The sequence below is a fragment of the Frankia tisae genome (assembly GCF_025403405.1).
GTDB classification, from domain to species: domain Bacteria; phylum Actinomycetota; class Actinomycetes; order Frankiales; family Frankiaceae; genus Frankia; species Frankia tisai.
This window is the reverse complement of the sequence record NZ_JANEZT010000035.1, coordinates 1-17,778: the sequence shown is the minus strand read 5'-3', so window position 1 is coordinate 17,778 and position 17,778 is coordinate 1. Positions and strand designations below refer to the sequence as shown.

Sequence of the window (17,778 nt, the reverse complement as noted above, 5' to 3'; positions counted from 1 at the left end):
CCGGCCGCGGTGGGTCAGCCGCGGTTCCCGGCCGGCCCCGCCGAGATGATCGGGTTGATCCGGCCGGCCGGGCCGGCCGGATCACTCGCCGGGCTGCCGGGCGGAGGAATGGTCCCCTGCGGCTGCGGCTGCGGTGGCCCGTCGCCCACGCCGCGGATCACGTGGTCCTCGGGATGGCGGCGGGCGGCCCGGTAGTACCCCAGCCCGGCCAGCGCGTAGCCCACGCCGGCGACGATGACCACCGCGGCCGAGCGGCCGTCGTCGGGGAGGATCAGGGCGGCGATCGCCGCCGCCGCCACGAAGGCGACGTTGAACAGCAGGTCGTAGAGCGAGAAGGCGCGGCCGCGGTAGGCGTCGTCGGTCTGCTCCTGGACGATGGTGTCCACGCAGATCTTGCTGGCCTGGGCGGAGAAGCCCAGCAGCGCGCCGGCGACGATGAACAGGGGAGAGCTGAAGGGCAGCCCCAGCACCACCTCGACGACGCCCCCGAAGAGCAGGACCACCGTGATCCAGCTCGACTTCGGCATCCGCCGGGTGACGCGTGGAGTGACGACGGCGGCGGTGATGGTGCCGACCCCGCTGGCGGTCACGACCGCGGCGAGGCCCCTCAGGCCGCCCCCGCTGCCGGTGAAGTAGTTGCGGTACAGCAGCACCGTCATCACGAGGACCAGCCCGTAGGCGGCCCGGGACGTGGTCAGCGCGGCGAGCGCCCGGCGGGCCGGGCCGTGGCCGGCGAGGTAACGGGCACCGTCGACCATGTCGGCGACGACCCCGGTGGCCTGCCGCCAGGCTCCCTGCCAGGGCACGGAGACCACGGGGCCGAAGTCGGCCCGGCCGGAGCGTGTCGCGGTCACCATCGCCAGCAGGTAGGCAAGGGCCGCCAGGCCCGCGACGAGGGCCACCGTACGGTCGTCGCCGCCGACGAGGCCCCGCACGCCGCTGCCGAGGCCGGCGCCGAGCAGGGTCGCGACGGTGCCGGAGGTGACCGACAGGGCGTTCGCGGTGACGAGGCGGTCGACGTCGACGACGACGGGCAGCCCGGCGGACAGCGCTGCCAGAACGAAACGGTTCACGCTCACCGACGCGAGCGCCACCGCGTAGAAGTCGACGCCGGTGCGCCCCGCGGCGATGAGCACCACCAGGATGGCCATGAGCACCATCCGCACGAGCGAGCTGACCACCAGCACCCGTTGGCGGGACACCCGGTCGAGCACGATGCCCGCGAACGGGCCGATCACGCTGAACGGCAGCACCACGATCGCCAGCGACGAGGCCAACGCCCCCGCGGACGTCGCGCGCTCGGGGGAGAACAGTACGTAGCTGACGAGGCTCGCCTGGAAGACGCCGTCGGCGGCCTGGGAGGTGAGCCGGGCCGCGTACAGCATCCGGAACCCGCGACCGCTGAGCAGCTCGCGGAGGTTAGCGGACCATGCCACGCCTGCCAGCGTAGGGCCCCCCGGCCTCCCTCGGATCACCGGTGGGCCTGTGCGGGCCCCCGCCGCCGCGTGGCCGAGGCCCCATCGGGTTCGGTCGCCCCCTCCGGACGACCGAACCCGATGCCCGTATCCCCCATCCGGGGAAGCGGGCACCGGCGCGCCGGCCGGGCCAGCGGCCTCGTTCAGCCCTCGTTGCGGATGAACGCCTCGACCTTGTCGCGGGCCTCGTTGTCGCGGTACTGCTCCGGCGGGGACTTCATGAAGTACGACGAGGCGGACAGGATCGGCCCGCCGATGCCCCGGTCCAGAGCGATCTTGGCGCAGCGCACCGCGTCGATGACCACGCCGGCGCTGTTGGGGGAGTCCCAGACCTCGAGCTTGTACTCCAGGTTCAGCGGTACGTCGCCGAACGCGCGGCCCTCCAGCCGGACGTAGGCCCACTTGCGGTCGTCGAGCCAGGCCACATAGTCCGACGGCCCGATGTGCACGTTGTCCTTGCCGAGGTCGTGGGAGAGCTGGGAGGTCACGGCCTGGGTCTTGGAGATCTTCTTCGACTCCAGCCGGTCGCGCTCGAGCATGTTCTTGAAGTCCATGTTGCCGCCGACGTTGAGCTGCATCGTGCGGTCGAGGACCACGCCGCGGTCCTCGAAGAGCTTCGCCATCACCCGGTGGGTGATGGTGGCGCCGACCTGCGACTTGATGTCGTCGCCGACGATCGGCACGCCCGCGGCCCGGAACTTCTCGGCCCACTCGGGGACGCCGGCGATGAACACCGGCAGGCAGTTGATGAAGGCGACCCCGGCGTCGATCGCGCACTGGGCGTAGAACTTCGCGGCGTCCTCGGAGCCCACCGGCAGGTAGCAGACGAGCACGTCGGCCCGGGACTCCCGCAGGGCGGCCACGACGTCGACCGGCTCCTCGTCCGACTCCTCGATGGTCTCCCGGTAGTAGCGGCCGAGGCCGTCGAGGGTGTGACCCCGGGAGACGGTGAGGCCGAGCGGCGGCACGTCAGCGATCTTGATGGTGTTGTTCTCGCTGGCGACGATGGCCTCGGAGAGATCGCGACCGACCTTCTTGGCATCCACGTCGAACGCGGCGACGAACGTCAGGTCGGAGACGTGGTAATCGCCAAGCGTTACGTGCATCAGCCCGGGGACCTGCGCCGATGGGTCGGCGCCGCGGTAGTACTCGACCCCCTGGACCAGCGAGGCGGCGCAATTACCCACGCCGACAATGGCGACACGTACCGAACCCATGACGGTCTGCTCCTTAGCTGCGATTTCTATGGAAATGGAAATTTCGGGCGAACGACTCCGCCACGGTGCCGCCCGCCCAGCCGACCGGCCGGGTACGGGCGCCGCTACGCGGGGCCACTCACCGGCCGGCTGGAACCTCGCCGCCGGGGTCGTGGCCAGCCTCGGCCTGGGCGTTCCTGTTCCGGTTGCGCGCGTCGCCGTCGTTGCCGCCGTGCGTGCCGTCGAGGTAGCTGCCGCGTCCGTCCCGCCGGGCTGTCCTGCCCGCACGGCGCCCCGTCCCGCTGCCACGAGCGGGAGAGGGAAGTGTGCCAGGTTCCGATCCTGTGGATGGATCCGATCCTGTGGATGGAGCTGTGGACAACCCTGTGGATGCTGTGGACAACTGTGGTTCCGTGAGGCTGGCCGGGGCGCTGGCCCGCTCCGTCTCGATCAGCTCGTTGAGCCACCGGACCTCGCGTTCCACCGACTCGAGCCCGTGGCGTTGGAGCTCGAGGGTGTAGGAGTCGAACCGCTCGACGGTCCTGGTCAGGGCCGAACGGACCTTCTCCCGGCGCTCCTCGAGCCGGCCGCGGCGTCCCTCCAGGATGCGCAGGCGAACGGCGGCGTCCGTCTTCGCGAAGAAGGCGAACCGCACGCCGAACATCTCGTCCTCCCACGAGGACGGGCCACCCTCGCCGAGCAGGTCGGCGAGCTTCTCCTTGCCCTCGCCGGTCAGTGTGTAGACGACCCGACTGCGCCCACCGAGCCGGGTCGTCGCGCTGACGTCGTCCGCGGTGACGTATCCGCCGTCCGCGAGACGGCGCAGGCAGGGGTAGAGCGAGCCATAACTGAACCGGTGGAAGGCACCGAGGAGCGCGGCGAGCCGCTTGCGCAGTTCGTAACCGTGCATCGGGCTCTCGGAGAGTAGGGCGAGAACCGCCAGTTCCAGCATGACCCACCCTCCTTGGCCGTGCCCGCGGTGGCGGGCGTGGTCACCCCACGGTCCGTCGCGTCGTGGTGCGGCGCTCCCGGCGGTGTCGAGTGCATATCTGTCGCTCCGACATATCGAAGCGATACATCGAGGATAGACGTCTCGGGACGAGCGCCGCAACCAGGAATGACCATCCGGCGACCAGAAGATGACAGAACGACACTTCCACCTCCGGGCGCGGTCGCGACGCAACCCCGTCGGGCCGCCGTGCCAGATCGTCGCCGACCGGTCGGCGACGATCGCGCCGCAGCCGCCTGCGAGCCTGGAAACTGCCTGCTCGCAGGGAAGATCGGGGTTCGATCCGGCCGCGGAGCACCCGCCCGCGGGATCGGGACAAGGCCGACGGTGCCCATCCGGTGACCTGGCCACGGGTAGGGGCGGCATCACAGTGTCATCCAGCTCACAGTGAGCGCGGGGCCCGGTTCCGGGGGATACACGGCGGGGCCGTCCGGGCGGAGTTCGGTCCGGTGGGCATCCGTCCGGACCATCTGCCTGGAACACCCGCGCGGCGTAACGTTGAGGCATGCGTCCGCGGTCGGTAATCGACTACGCGCTCGCCCGCCGGGCGGTGCTTGCGGATCTCCACGCGGGTCGCGTGTCGTCGCTCGACGTCTGCGACGCGCATCCGTACCTGCTGCGGGCGGCCAAGTACCACGGCGAGCCGACCAGCAAGCGTTGCCCGGTCTGCCGCGGGGGCGACCCGCTCATCCACGTCACGTACACCTACGGCGACGAGCTCGGCGAAAGCTCCGGCCGCGCGCGGGCGACAAAGGACCTTCCGGCGCTCGCGGCGAGGTACGGCGAGCTGCGGGTCTACGTCGTCGAGGTGTGCCGCCCGTGCGGGTGGAACCATCTGATCACCTCCTATGTGATCGGCACCGGCGAGCCGAGGGCCAAGCGCCACCACCGCCGTAGCGCAGTCGACACCTGAACTCGTCGGCCCAGCACAGCGCCGCAGTCCACGAGGTCGCCCGTGGTGCCGGTGACGGTCGGCGGGCGCCCTGCGCGTGCGGGCGGAATCTGGCGTGAGATCCTGGTCTGCCATGTGGGTTTCGCGGCGGGTCCAGGCGTGGCACCAGCCACGGGTGGGGCCATGCCGTGCCTCTTTCGGGATGAGCCCGGCGGGCGGCCCGATCCTGCGTGGTCGGCCGGGTCCCACTCTGGGTCCGCGGCCGCCGACGTCCACGCCGGCCGGGGTTCAGCCGGGCCGGGGCGGCGTGGATCGGACCTTCGGTAGCAGTTGGGGGTGCCGGCCCGTCCCCTGCGGCGGCCCGGTGACCGGGGAGTCCCAGAGCGACGGATGGAGCGGCTGGTGAGCTCTCCCTACGATCAGGGCGCCTATCGAGGCGGTCCGGGGTCGGACCCGACGGGGTCCGACCCCGGACCGGTTCAGGGTGCGCCTCCCGATCGGGCTAGGCACGACCGAACTGACCGAGTCGGCCCACCGGGTCGACCTGTCCCGCCTGCCCCACCGGCTCGACCTGTCCCGCCAGGGCCGGACGGTGCTGGCAGCGGTCCCGGCGGCAGCGCCCGTGCCGCCCTGGTGCCCCCGGCCGGCCGGCCGGCCGATGGGCGGGGCGAACGCGCCGCGCTGGTTCCGCCCGCCGCAGCGGCCGGACCGCCTTCGCGCGGGGCAGCGGCCGGACCGCCTTCGCGCGGGGCGGTGCCCGTTCCCTCCGCCGGTGCCGCGGGGCCCGCACGGCGGCCGGATGGTGCCGATGCGGCGGCGATCCCCACCGCCGGCTGGGTGCCGGACCGCGGCTCGATCGATCGGCCCGGTGAGCGCGCCGCGCCGCCTGGTGCCGCCGCGGCTGACGACGGCTGGGGCAGCCGTCTGCCCTCCACCCGGGGCGCCTCCCCCGAGCGGGCCAGAGCCCCCCGGCGGGCGCCGCAGCGCGGGGGATCAGGCCCGGCTGGGGAGAGCCTGCCGCCCGGTGGTGTGCCCGGGGGGTCCGCCGCCCGGGCCGGCGGGCGCGCGGGCGCATTTGACGGCCGCGACCTTGACCCACCGGTGGCCCGATCGGGCGGTGCCGCATCTAGCGCCGCCGGTCCCACCCGCGCGGCCGCAGGCGGGCCCTTCGTCCCTGTCGTGGATCCGGGCTCCGGTTCCCGAACCGACCGGGCATCCACCGGCGGGGCCGGTACCGATCCGCGCCGTCGTGGCGACCGGGCGGCTGCCGAGGAACCCGTCGCCGGCGGCGGGCGGGGCCATGACCGGGCTGGTGCTGTCGGCGCCAGGCGCGGCTCCGGCCCGGACCATCCGGACCGCCCCCCGCGGCCGACCGGGCCGGACCGGGCCGCGGACGTCCCCCGAGACCCGGCGGGGGTCAACACGCTTTATGACACCGTCGACCAGGCGGCGCTGCGCCGCGTCGACGTCCGGGAACGCACCGCCGACGCGACCGTCTACCACAAGGTGGCGCCGGAGCCGGCCGGGCGCGAGGGCGCGGATCGCGCGGGAATGACGGAGGTGACGCCGGTGCGCCGGGTCGCCGGGCGGCGACGTGATCGCCCCACCCAGGCGACCGAGCGGATGGCGCTGCGAGTCGGCGAGCGGGAGGCTGCCGAGGGGCGCAGCGGGCCGGGCCGGCCAGGGACTCGGCGTCCGTCTCCCGGGCGCACCGGGCCGGGCCGCGCCGGACCCGAGCGCACCTCGCGGGCGGCGATGGGAGGCCCGGGCGGACCAGACGGCCCCGGCGGGCCGAGCGGGCCGGGCCGTGGCGGGCGCGTCCCCCGCCCGGGCCAGGGCCGGCGTGGTCCGATGTGGTGGCGTCGGCGGCCGCGCTGGCTGCGCCGGATGGTGCTGGCCGGCATGTTCTCTTCGATCCTGCTGTTCGTCGCGGGTATCGCGGTCGTCTACGCGGCGACCCGAGTGCCGCTGCCCGGTGAGGTGAAGACCGACCAGACCTCGATCATCTTCTATGGGCCGCCGGCCGGGTCGAACCAGGGAACCGGCGACGAGCTCGCCCGCATCGGAACGGTGAACCGCACCGACGTGCCGCTGGCCCAGGTGTCCAAGGAAATGCAGCATGCGGTGCTCGCAGCCGAGGACAAAAACTTCTATCACGAGCCCGGGATTTCGCCGAAGGGCATCGCGCGGGCGCTCTACGTCAACGTGAGCGGCGGGGAACTCCAGGGTGGTTCGACCATCACGCAGCAATACGCGAAGAACGCCTATCTGTCCCAGGAACGGACGTTCACCCGCAAGATGCGGGAGATCGTGCTCGCGGTCAAGCTGGACCAGAAGTACTCCAAGGACCAGATCCTGGGGTTCTATCTGAACACGATTTACTTCGGCCGCGGTGCCTACGGCATCGAGGCTGCGGCGAAAGCGTACTTCAACACGACGGCCGCGAATCTCACGGCGCAGCAGGGTGCGGTCATCGCGGGCCTGATTCGATCGCCGAACTATCTTGACCCGGCCAAGAATCCCGGGCCGGCGGCCAGTCGCTGGCATGATGTGGTCGCGACGATGGCCGCCGAGGGCTGGGCGCCGCCTTCGATCACCAGCGAGCAACCCCCGCAGGTCATCCTCAAGGCGGATGACCCCACCACCTCCTCCGCTCAGGTCGCGTACATACGCGACGAGGTGAAACGTGAGCTGATGGCGAAGGGGATCACCGAGGATCAGATAAATCGCGGTGGCCTGCGCATCACCACCACGATCGACAAGGGTCGCCAGATGGCCGCGTTCAATGCGGTCAGCAGTGTGCTGAGCACGGCGTACGCGGCGGTGCCGGATCTGCGGACCGGCCTGTCAGCGGTGGAACCCGGGACCGGTCGGATACTCGCCTGGTACGGAGGTTCGCTCTACGGCAAGGATGCGCAGGGCCGCGAGCAGTACGAGGACAACGTCGCCACGGCGCAGGTGCAGTCCGCATCGACCTTCAAGACGATCACCCTGGTGGCCGCGCTCCAGAAGAACATCAACCTGAAATCGACGTTCGCCGCGCCTGCGAAGATCACACTGCCGGGCAACTATGTCGTCAACAACGACGAGAGCGATGCGGGCGACCTCGGCTACAAGGACCTCATCAAGGCCACGGCAGGTTCGATCAATACGGTGTACGTGCCACTAGGCCAGGACATCGGTGTCAACAACGTCATTGCTACCGCCCGCCTCCTCGGTATTCGGGAGTCGACTGGGTTGGAGCCGGTTGCCGGTATCACCCTGGGCAAGGACAACGTCTACCCCATTGACATGACGGCGGTCTATTCGGTTCTCGCCAGCAACGGGGTGCAGGCCAAACCCCACATGGTGGACAAGGTGCAGGACGGCAGCGGCCAGGTGATCTACTCGGGCGCCGACCAGAACATAAAGCAGGCAATTCCCGCCTCGATCGCCCGAGACGCGACCTATGCCTTGCAGAGTGTGATCACCGATCCGACCGGTACCGGGCACCGGGCCGCGCTTGCAGGCGACCGTCAGGCCGCCGGGAAGACCGGTACCTCGACCGACTTCCGGTCTGCCTGGTTCTGCGGGTACACCAAGGAGATCGCCTCCTGCGTCGATATGTTCCGAGGCAAGGGCCTGAACACGGACCAGCTCAAGGGCATCCCCGGCGCCGCGGACGGAGTGTACGGCGGTACTCTCCCGGCGAAGGTCTGGAAGGCCTTCATGGACGCCGCCCTGCAGGGGGTGCCGAAGTCCAGGTTCGACCCGCCGGCCTTCGGCGGACTCGTCCAGGACAACGAGCCGGCGCCGGCGCCGACGCCGACGATGACGCCAAGCACCGCCCCTTCCACCGGTGGCGCCGATTTCAACCTGGGTGACCTGCTCGGTGGCGGCAACGGTGGCGGTAACGGCGACGGGCAGCAGCCCCAACAGCCCCAGCAGCCCGGAGTGAACCGCCCGACCCCGAACAGGTCCACCCGCCCGACGGGAATCGTCGACAACCTTTTCAGGTGACCGGTGGGCCGACCGCGCCGCCGGGATCGGGCGGCCGGGGCGTGGTCACGATGCGCCCCCGCAGCCCGGATCCCGCGGCGACGGGCGGCGGTCCGTCCACCGGTCCCGCTCCCAGGTGATCGAGCCCGGTCACCGTCCGCCCGCGCGGGCGCCGTTCCGGAAGCAGGTGAGTTGAAGCGTCGGTGCGTTGGGTGAGAATGGCCCGCATGGCCATGACACCGGCGCCTCCCGCCCGCGTCAGCCCGGCCCGGGAGGACCCGGTCGTGGCGGAGGCGAGTCAGCTCATCGGCGGCCCGCCCGGCGAACATGCGGTCGTCCCGGACCGGCGGACCTGGCTGACTCCGCTGCGCGTGCTGATGGCCCTGGCCATCGTGGCCAGCGTCCTCGGCTACACGCAGAAGATCGGCTGCCGGGACACCCGGAGCTGGACGCACGAGCACCAGTACAGCTCGCTGTGCTACTCCGACGTCGTCGCCCTCTACAGCCAGGAGGGCCTCGCCGACGGGAAGATCCCCTACCTGGACTACCCGACGGAGTACCCGCCGCTGATCGGCGCGGCGATGCAGCTCATCTCCTGGCCCGCGGGCCACGCGTCCGCGCCGCGGGCGGTCTATCGCGACGACGGCGGCCGGCGGGTGTTCGACCACTACACGATGGATCGCCGCTCGGCCGTCTTCTACGACCTCACCGCGCTGCTGTTCATGGTCGCCGTGGGCGTGGCGGTGGCCTGTACCGCGCTGACGGCCGGATCCCGGCGGGTCTGGGACGCGGCGCTGTTCGCGCTGGCCCCCGCGCTCATCCTGCATCTGCTGACGAACTGGGACATCCTCGCGGTGGCGTTCGCCGCCGGCGGCCTGCTCGCCTGGTCCAGACGGGCCCCGCGGCTGGCCGGCCTGCTGCTCGGCCTGGGCATCCTCACCAAGCTCTACCCGGTGCTGTTCCTGCTCGGCCTGTTCTTCGTCTGCCTGCGGGCCGGGAAGCTGCGCGAGCTGGCAAAGACCGTGGCTACGGCGATCGTGACGGTGATCGTCGTGGTCGTGCCGCTGTGGCTGGTGGCCGGCTACTTCGACAAGCAGAACAACAAGGTCGGCGACAGCATTTGGACGACTTTCTGGCGTGGCGGGGACTGGCTGCCGCTGCTCGGTGGGGGCCCGGACGGGGCACGCAACGCCCTCGCGCGGTTCGTCGACCTGAACTCCGACCGGGGCGCCGACTGGGATTCGGTGGCCTTCGGCGCGACCTGGCTCGCCGACCGCCACGACCCGGCCTGGTTCGCGCCGATGCACCTGCTGGTCTGCGTCGCGACCGCCGCTGTCGTCCTCGCAGTGGCGGCGGCGCTGATCGTGCACCGCCCCGACACCCGGCGCCTCGTCGTCGCCTCGGCGGTGGCCACCTGGATCACGGTCTCCGTCGCCGTCCCGCTCGTCCTGCAGGGCATCCGGGAGCACGGCCTGCCCGTCGGCACCCTGAACACCATCACCGCCGCGACGCTGGTCGTCGCCGTGATCGCGATCGGGCTGCTCACCTGGTTCGCGCCGCGCCGGCCGCGGCTGCCGCAGGTGCTGTTCCTGCTCGTCGTCGCGTTTCTGCTGAGCAACAAGGTCTTCTCCCCCCAGTACACGATCTGGCTGCTGCCCCTCGTGGCGCTCGCGCGGCCGCGGTGGCGGCTGTTTCTGCTCTGGCAGGCCTGCGAGGCGTGGGTGCTGTTCACCCGGTTCATGCACTTCATCTACAACGACACCCAGGGCCGGCGCGGCATCGACCGGGGCTGGTTCGTCGGTGCGGTGGCGCTGCGCGACCTGGTGCTGCTCATCATGGCGGGCTTCGTCATCCGGGAGATCCTGCATCCGTGGGCCGACATCGTCCGCACCGGCGGCTGGGCGCAGCCGGCCGACCGGCTCACCGCGGACCGGCCTGCGGCGCTGGACCTCGGCGCGGTGGATGACCCGGCCGGGGGGGTGCTGGACCATGCGCCCGACGTGCGCGGCGGCTGGCACGGACGGCCGACACGGTCGCCGCGTGACCGCGCCCGCGGGCTCCCCAGGGCGACCGGCGACGCGGACGGACGCGACGGTGACACCCCCACCGAGGCCCGAGTGACCCCCGGCGCCGGGATCACGGCAGACGCCGGGCTGAAGGCTGGTGCCGGGACGGACGCCGGCGCCGCGGGCGAGTCGGCGGCGCGTCCGGAGTTCGAGCCGCTGGAGCCGGGTGCCCTGTTCCGGCCGCGGCAGAACCGCCCGGGTGCCGTCTCGGACGCCGACGATGGGACCGGTCCCCCCGGTGGCTGAGGCGGTCCCCCGGCCTCTGCCCGTCGGCCCGGAGCCCCTGCCGGGCGCACCACCGGACCGGGGGGATCCCGCCGGGTCGGGGGAGGCGGCCGGGCCGCAGCGCGCGGTCGATCAAGGGGAGCAGGCCGGACCCGACCGTCGGCCCGACGTGGGCGAGCTCGCCAGCGCCCGCGATCTGACCGGTATCGCCCGCTCGGGCTGGGCCCGCCTGCCGGAGTCGGTCCGGGCCGCCGTCCCGCTCTGGCTCGCCAGCCGGGTTGCCGTCGCCCTGCTCTCGTTGGCCGCGGCGCGAGCGCTGAGCTCGGCGCCGGCACGCAACGCCCCCGGCCTACGCACCCTGTGGGACCGCTGGGATGTCGGCCTGTTCACCAAGGTCGCCCGGTACGGCTATCTTTCCCCCGCCTATGCGGACCGGACGGAGGTCGACTTCCCCGGACTACCCCTCGCCATCCGGCTCGTCCACGTGATCGTGCCGGACTGGATCGTCGCCGGCCTCGTCGTCTCCCTGCTGGCCGGCGCGGTCACCGCGGCCGCGCTGTGGCGGCTCGCCGCGGACGAGACCGCGGCGCCGGCCGCCAGGTTCGCAGTTCTCAGTCTGATCTGCTTCCCCTACGCGGTGTTCCTGTTCGCCGCCTACTCCGAAGGGCTGTTCCTCGCGTTCGCGACGGCGTCGTGGCTCGCCGCCTGCCGCCAGCGTTGGTGGCTCGCGGGGCTGCTCGGCGTCGGCGCGGCGTCGGCGCGCATCAGCGGGGTCGCCTTCGGCGTGGCCCTCGCCGTGCAGTACGTCGTCGGCCGGCGCGCGGCGGGACGGCCGGTGTTCGCCTGGCCCGCGCTGTCACTGGCTCTCCCGCCGGTGCCGGTCCTCGCCTACCTGGGCTACCTGCGCGCGCGCACCGGCGGCTGGGGCTCCTATACCGATGCGATGCGCGACGGCTGGCACCGCGGCCTCGACTGGCCCTGGTCGGGATGGGCGACCACGTGGTCGTCCGCCACCGACGGCAACGGCGCCTCGACCTTCGTATGGTTCTGGCGCGGGGAGCTGCTAGCGGTGGTTGTCGGTGTGCTGCTGACGATCGTGCTGTTGGTAGGCCGGCGGTGGGGGGAGGCGACCTTCGTCGGTGTGATGACCGCGATCATGGCCTGTACGAACTACTACGCCTCCGGAATCCGCGGGATTCTGGTGGCCTTCCCGCTCTACCTCCTGCTCGCGCGGATCGCCGCACGTCACCCGAGGTTCGCAACCGGCTACTTGTGCCTGTGCGCGCCGGTGATGGCGGTGCTGGTCATCGCCTTCACCCAGGGGCAGTGGGTCGACTGAGTCCCTGGTGCGGCGCGGCGATCCCCGCACGGGTGATGCGCAACGATGGCGTTGACGTGGGTGAGGAACGGAGAGCGATGCAGTGGACACCGGGGACTCCGGGGCAGGTCGAGCTGACGGTCGAGCTGACGTCGGAGCCGGGGCCGCAGACCCCGGCTCCCCGGCCGGAACGGACGGGGTCGTAGTGAGTGGTGAACCGGCCGGAGGTGCGCGCGGTGGCCCGGCCGGCAGCGCCCTGCGCGGCGGCGGCCGTGGGGACCTGCCGGCGCGGATCGAGCCACGCTCCGTCGCCCGGCTGCTGGGCGCTGTCGCGGGCCTGGCCGCGCTCGCGGTGCTCGGGCTGGCGTTCGCCGACCCCACGCCGTCGCGTCATCTGCGCGGGCTGCTCATCACGGTCGATCTCGTCTGCCTGGCCGGCGTGGGAACAGCCTGGCTGCGAGTGGTCCTGGCGGTCGGCGCGCCCAGCGCCTCGAAACGGATCGAGTAAGCTCGACGGGACACGCCGTGCGTCGGCGCACGCGTCCGTCTGCTGGTCAGCCTCCGATCCCTCGCCTGGATCGACGGGCTGCCGGGGGCGGCCGCCGTGCACTGAAGATCGCCCGGATGTGCCGGCGGGCGGCCCCTCCTGGGATGCCGGCGCCGAGCGCGTCCGCGGCGGCGCAGATCCGGAGCACGGCTCCTCCTGCCACGGAGAATCCGTGGCCGCCCGAGTCCACAGGAGGTGGGTTCAACCTTGGCACGTCATTACGAGCTCATGGTGATCCTCGTTGCCGATCTCGAGGAACGCACCGTTGCGCCGTCCCTTGACCAGTACCTCGGTGTCGTCCGACAGGGCGGCGGCGTGGTCGAGAAGGTCGACATCTGGGGCCGGCGCCGGCTCGCCTACGAGATCGCGAAGAGCCACGAAGGCATCTACGCGGTCATCGACCTGCACGCGGATCCGGATGTGGTCGCCGAGCTCGACCGCCAGCTCGTGCTGAACGAATCGGTCATCCGCACGAAGGTCATCCGGCTTCCCGAGCCGAAGAAGCCTCGCCAGAGCCGCCGGGTGGCGGCATGATCCGGTCCGCGACGACGGCTGTCCCGCCGTTGTTGTGGGCCGCCGACATCCGGGAGGGCGCCCATGGCCGGTGAGACGATCATCACCGTCGTTGGCAACCTGACCAGCGATCCCGAGCTACGGTTCACGTCGAACGGCGCCGCGGTGGCGAGCTTCACCATCGCCTCCACGCCGCGCACGCTGGACCGCCAGACCAATGAATGGAAAGACGGCGAGGCGCTGTTCCTGCGCTGTTCTATTTGGCGGCAGGCCGCCGAACACGTCGCCGAGTCGCTGCAGAAAGGCGCCCGGGTCATCGTCACGGGTCGGCTCAAGCAGCGCTCGTTTGAGACCCGTGAGGGTGAGAAGCGCACTGTGATTGAGCTCGAGGTCGACGAGGTCGGCCCAAGTCTGCGTTATGCGACCGCAAAGGTCGTCCGCGCCGCCCGTGGTGGCGGCAGTGGCGGCGGCGGTGGTGGCTACAGCGGTGGCGGTGGTGGTGGCGGCGGCTTCGGCGCGCCCGCCAGCGTCCCCTCCGGTGCTCCGGCCGGTGGAGTTCCTAATGATGATCCCTGGTCGCAGCAGCCGGCCGGTGGCTTCTCAGACGAGCCTCCGTTTTGAGCGGCCGTTCGTCGTCCTCGCGGTCGACACAACGGGGTAGGAGCACTTCCATGGCCAAGGCGGCCGTGCGCAAGCCCAAGAAGAAGGTTTGCGTCTTCTGCAAGGACAAGGTCGAGTACATCGACTTCAAGGACACCTCGCTGCTGCGCAAGTACATCTCGGACCGGGGCAAGATTCGCGCCCGCAGGGTGAGCGGGAACTGCAGCCAGCACCAGCGCGACGTGGCGACGGCGGTGAAGAACAGCCGCGAGATGGCGCTGCTGCCCTACACCGCCTCGGCCCGCTAGGGGGTGGCGGGGTGAAGCTCATCCTGACCCAGGAGGTCCCCGGCCTCGGTAGCCCGGGCGACATCGTCGAGGTCGCGAACGGCTACGGGCGCAACTACCTGGTGCCGCGTAAGTACGCGATCATCGCGACGAAGGGTGCGGAGCGCCAGGTCGAGCAGATCAAGCGGGCCCGCTCGGCCCGGGCGGTCCGCGACCTCGGCCACGCCCAGGAGATCGCCGGCCAGCTCGGCGGCCTCAAGGTCGAGCTGATCGGCAGGGCCGGCAAGGAAGGCCGGTTGTTCGGCTCGGTGACGGCGGCAGACGTGGTCGAAGCCGTCACCGCGGCGGGCGGTCCGGAGCTGGACCGGCGGCGCGTCGAGCTGACCACGCCGATCAAGTCCCTCGGGGCGTACACGGTTGCCGTGCACCTCCACCCTGAGGTGACCGCATCGGTGAAGCTCCAGGTCAAGAAGGCATAGGACCGGCGGTACGCCCCTCGCGAGACGGCATGTTGTCTCGTCGGCGCGGCGCGGCTCTCCCGGACTGACGCGAACTCCCCCGGCCGACCCACCCCAGTGGTGGTCCTCGGTCCGGGGGAGTTTGTCGTTGCGGGACCAGGCCCGTGACGAACTTTCTTCCACCCTGTCTTATCCACAGGAGGTGGGCCGGAGACGCCCGTCGTACCTGCGGTCCCGTGCCCTTGTGATCCCGGTTTTCCACATGGTGTGCGTCGCTGTCCCGAGCTCATCCCCAGGTTCCGGCAGGTTACCCACAGCTTTTCCACAAGGGCCTGTGGATAACTTTTTGGTGGGGGTGCTCGTCGAACCGTATGGTCGGACCCTTCAGACTGGGTCCGCCGGACTCGCCCGGCCAGCTTGGAGGGCCCGTTCATCAGGTGCACGGGCCGTGTTCGGTCTGCGACTGGTCGCCGGGTGGGCGCCATGGCGTGGCCTGTTGACCGCAGTTCTGGCATGTACGAACATATGTTCGAATCTGGATCTGCGGGAGAGCGGGGAGGGCGCGTCGTGAGCGTCACTGAGATCTCGCGCGGCGGCGCCGGCGGAGGCGCGGAGTTCGAGCGGGTCCCGCCGCACGACCTCCCAGCCGAGCAGAGCGTGCTCGGCGGCATGCTGCTGTCGAAGGACGCCATCGCCGACGTCGTCGAGGTCCTGCGGATGGCGGACTTCTACCGCCCGGCCCACGGGCTCGTCTACGAGGTCATCGGCGACCTGTACGGCCGCGGCGAGCCCGCCGACGTCATCAGCGTCGCGGCCGAGCTGAGCCGCCGCGACATGCTGGAACGGGTCGGTGGCCCGGGCTACATGCACACCCTGATCTCGAGCGTGCCCACCGCGGCGAACGCCGGCTACTACGCGCGCATCGTCGCCGAGAAGGCGGTCCTGCGCCGCCTCGCCGAGGCCGGCACCCGCATCGTCCAACTTGCCTTCGGCGCTGCCCCCGACGTCAGCGATGTGGTGGACCGCGCACAGGCCGCCGTGTACGAGGTGACCGAGCAGCGGTCGAACGACGACTACCTGCCGCTGGGAGAGCTGCTCAACCCGGCCCTGGAGGAGATCGAGTCGATCCAGGGACGTGGGGAAGGCGCGCTGACCGGCGTGCCGACCGGCTTCGTCGACCTCGACGAGCTGACCAACGGCCTGCACGGCGGCCAGCTGTGGATCGTCGCGGCCCGGCCGGCCGTGGGCAAATCCACGCTGGGGCTGGATTTTGCCCGGGCGGCGTCGATCAAGAACGGGTTGACCTCGGTCATCTTCTCGCTGGAAATGAGCCGCATGGAGATCACCATGCGGCTGCTGTCGGCCGAGGCGCGGGTGTCGCTGCAGAACATCCGCACCGGCCGGCTCACCGACGACGACTGGGCCCGGTTGGCCCGTCGGATGGGCGAGGTGGCCGAGGCGCCGCTGTTCATCGACGACAGCCCGCACCTGACGATGATGGAGATCCGAGCCAAGGCCCGCCGGCTCAAGCAGCGTAACGACCTGCGCCTGGTCATCCTCGACTACCTGCAGCTGATGTCGTCGCCGAAAAAGGTGGAGAGCCGCCAGCAGGAGGTCAGCGAGATCTCGCGGTCACTGAAGCTGCTGGCCAAGGAGCTCGACGTGCCGGTCGTCGCGATCTCCCAGCTCAACCGCGCCTCCGAGCAGCGGGCCGACAAGCGCCCCCAGGTCTCCGACCTGCGTGAGTCCGGCAGCCTCGAACAGGACGCCGACGCGGTCATCCTGCTCTACCGGGAGGACACGGTCGAGAAGGAGTCGGCGCGCGCAGGGGAGGCAGACCTCATCATCGCCAAGCACCGCAACGGGCCGACCGGCACCGTGACCGTCGCCTTCCAGGGGCACTACTCGCGATTCGTCGACATGGCGAACTGACCCGTCCGGGCCCGGTTCTGGGCACTGGGTCCGGACGGTGCCCACCTGCACCGGTCGGCAGACTACCGTCCCCGGGCGGTGACACACTGGGCATTATGACCACCGGGAAGATGCGGACCACGGGCTACATGCAGCATGGCGAGGAGACATCCGGTGAGTGACGACGGGGACAGCGGGCCCGCGGGGCCGGGTGTCCTGGAGATCGCCCGGTTCGACGTCCAGCCCGGCACCGAGGAGAAGTTCGTGGCCGCCTACCAGGAGGTGCGTCAGGAGCTGGTCGGCACGCCTGGCTGCCGGTCCGCCCGACTGACCCGGGGCATCGAATCGCCGTCGAACTTCGTGCTGCTCGTCGAGTGGGCGACGCTGGACAGCCACCTGAAGAACTTCCGGGAGTCCGACCGTTTCGTCCGCTGGCGTGCGGTGCTCGGACCGTACTTCGCCAGCCCACCGTCCGTGGCCCACGGCGTGGACGTCCCGGCCGGTCCCGATCCGGTCTGACCTACCCCGCGATCGCTTGGACCCCTGACCATGGAAGCGTTCTTCGGCTACCTGTTCGTCGCGCCGCTGACGGCCGGCTTCTTCGGCTTCCTCATCTGGCTGATTCCGGCGATTCTGCTGCGTGGGCGGATCGGCCAGATCCAGGTCCGACCGTTCGCGTTCTTCGTCACCGGCTACGTCTTCACGGTCGTGCTCACCTTCTACCTGCTCATCGCTCGATCCTGGGTGGGGCCGATCGCCGGCACCGTCGCCTCACTGGGACTCGTCTGGCTGATCCGGGACCAGTGGCGGCGGCGTAGGCCCCTGGCCAGCCGGAAGGTAGCTCACCGCGGCGGGCCGCCGCAGCCCGGACAGCCGGGATCCGCCGGTCCGCAACAGGTCGGGTACCCCGGTCAGCCGATCGGTCCACCCGGTCCACCCGGCTATGCCGGCCAGCCCCGCTATCCCGGGCAGCCCGGTTATCCCGGCTACTTGGGTCAGCCTGGCTATTCGGGTCAGCCCGGCTACCCCGGCGTTCCGGGCTATCCAGCGCAGCCGGTGCAGCCTGGCCATCCAGCTCAACCTCCTCAACCTCCTCAGCCCGGTCAGCCCGGTTACCGGGGTCCCTGGCCCGCTGCCCAGCCGGGAGGCGCACCGCCCGGGTGGCCGGGCGTGCCGGCGGCAGGCGGCCGCGGCGGAACTCCTCCCGCGAAGCCCGGGGCCCGCCCACCGGGAGACGAGGACGGTCCGCCCATCCCCGGCTTCCCGCCAGTTCCGGACTACCCGCCGCTGGGCGGGCCTGGGC

General features: G+C 71.3%; 15 protein-coding genes. 12 read left to right on the top strand and 3 right to left on the bottom strand.

Features of this window, described 5'->3' with window-relative positions:
- Window positions 1-14: 14 nt before the first annotated feature.
- The 3 genes from NBZ85_RS05740 to NBZ85_RS05730 form a co-directional block, all read right to left on the bottom strand.
- On the bottom strand, window positions 15-1,436 hold the full coding sequence (locus NBZ85_RS05740; RefSeq protein WP_261555184.1) for an MFS transporter: 1,422 nt from the start codon (window positions 1,434-1,436) through the stop codon (window positions 15-17).
- Window positions 1,437-1,618: 182 nt separating this feature from the next.
- A complete protein-coding gene (locus NBZ85_RS05735; protein ID WP_261555183.1) occupies window positions 1,619-2,692 on the bottom strand; it encodes an inositol-3-phosphate synthase in 1,074 nt (357 codons plus the stop codon).
- A gap of 118 nt (window positions 2,693-2,810) precedes the next feature.
- Window positions 2,811-3,623 carry a PadR family transcriptional regulator gene (locus NBZ85_RS05730; protein ID WP_261555182.1) on the bottom strand — a complete coding sequence of 271 codons (813 nt, stop codon included), beginning with the start codon at window positions 3,621-3,623 and terminating at the stop codon, window positions 2,811-2,813.
- Between the two features lie 562 nt (window positions 3,624-4,185).
- Here NBZ85_RS05730 and NBZ85_RS05725 point away from each other — a divergent pair.
- From NBZ85_RS05725 to NBZ85_RS05670, 12 genes are all read left to right on the top strand, one after another.
- The gene (locus tag NBZ85_RS05725) at window positions 4,186-4,593 is read left to right on the top strand and encodes a DUF5318 family protein (RefSeq protein ID WP_261555180.1); all 408 of its coding nucleotides are present in this window, start codon (window positions 4,186-4,188) and stop codon (window positions 4,591-4,593) included.
- A gap of 1,866 nt (window positions 4,594-6,459) precedes the next feature.
- Entirely contained in the window at window positions 6,460-8,571 is a 2,112-nt protein-coding gene (locus NBZ85_RS05720; protein ID WP_261555178.1) for a transglycosylase domain-containing protein, read from the top strand.
- A 197-nt stretch (window positions 8,572-8,768) separates the two neighbouring features.
- Window positions 8,769-10,862, top strand: coding sequence for a glycosyltransferase family 87 protein (locus tag NBZ85_RS05715; RefSeq protein ID WP_261561591.1), 2,094 nt, complete (start codon window positions 8,769-8,771; stop codon window positions 10,860-10,862).
- Window positions 10,863-11,010: 148 nt separating this feature from the next.
- The gene (locus NBZ85_RS05710; RefSeq protein ID WP_261561590.1) at window positions 11,011-12,180 is read left to right on the top strand and encodes a hypothetical protein; all 1,170 of its coding nucleotides are present in this window, start codon (window positions 11,011-11,013) and stop codon (window positions 12,178-12,180) included.
- A 184-nt stretch (window positions 12,181-12,364) separates the two neighbouring features.
- On the top strand, window positions 12,365-12,667 hold the full coding sequence (locus tag NBZ85_RS05705; RefSeq protein WP_261555177.1) for a hypothetical protein: 303 nt from the start codon (window positions 12,365-12,367) through the stop codon (window positions 12,665-12,667).
- 246 nt (window positions 12,668-12,913) lie between these two features.
- A complete protein-coding gene (gene rpsF, locus NBZ85_RS05700) occupies window positions 12,914-13,240 on the top strand; it encodes a 30S ribosomal protein S6 (protein WP_261555175.1) in 327 nt (108 codons plus the stop codon).
- A 63-nt stretch (window positions 13,241-13,303) separates the two neighbouring features.
- Window positions 13,304-13,840, top strand: coding sequence for a single-stranded DNA-binding protein (locus tag NBZ85_RS05695; RefSeq protein ID WP_261561586.1), 537 nt, complete (start codon window positions 13,304-13,306; stop codon window positions 13,838-13,840).
- A 50-nt stretch (window positions 13,841-13,890) separates the two neighbouring features.
- Window positions 13,891-14,127 carry a 30S ribosomal protein S18 gene (gene rpsR / locus NBZ85_RS05690; protein ID WP_009741495.1) on the top strand — a complete coding sequence of 79 codons (237 nt, stop codon included), beginning with the start codon at window positions 13,891-13,893 and terminating at the stop codon, window positions 14,125-14,127.
- Between the two features lie 11 nt (window positions 14,128-14,138).
- A complete protein-coding gene (gene rplI / locus NBZ85_RS05685; protein ID WP_136446383.1) occupies window positions 14,139-14,585 on the top strand; it encodes a 50S ribosomal protein L9 in 447 nt (148 codons plus the stop codon).
- A gap of 546 nt (window positions 14,586-15,131) precedes the next feature.
- The gene (gene dnaB / locus NBZ85_RS05680) at window positions 15,132-16,496 is read left to right on the top strand and encodes a replicative DNA helicase (protein ID WP_261560322.1); all 1,365 of its coding nucleotides are present in this window, start codon (window positions 15,132-15,134) and stop codon (window positions 16,494-16,496) included.
- 153 nt (window positions 16,497-16,649) lie between these two features.
- Window positions 16,650-16,994, top strand: coding sequence for an antibiotic biosynthesis monooxygenase family protein (locus NBZ85_RS05675; RefSeq protein ID WP_261560323.1), 345 nt, complete (start codon window positions 16,650-16,652; stop codon window positions 16,992-16,994).
- 30 nt (window positions 16,995-17,024) lie between these two features.
- Window positions 17,025-17,778, top strand: a 754-nt coding sequence (locus NBZ85_RS05670; protein ID WP_261561585.1) for a hypothetical protein, incomplete at its 3' end; no start/stop codon positions are given.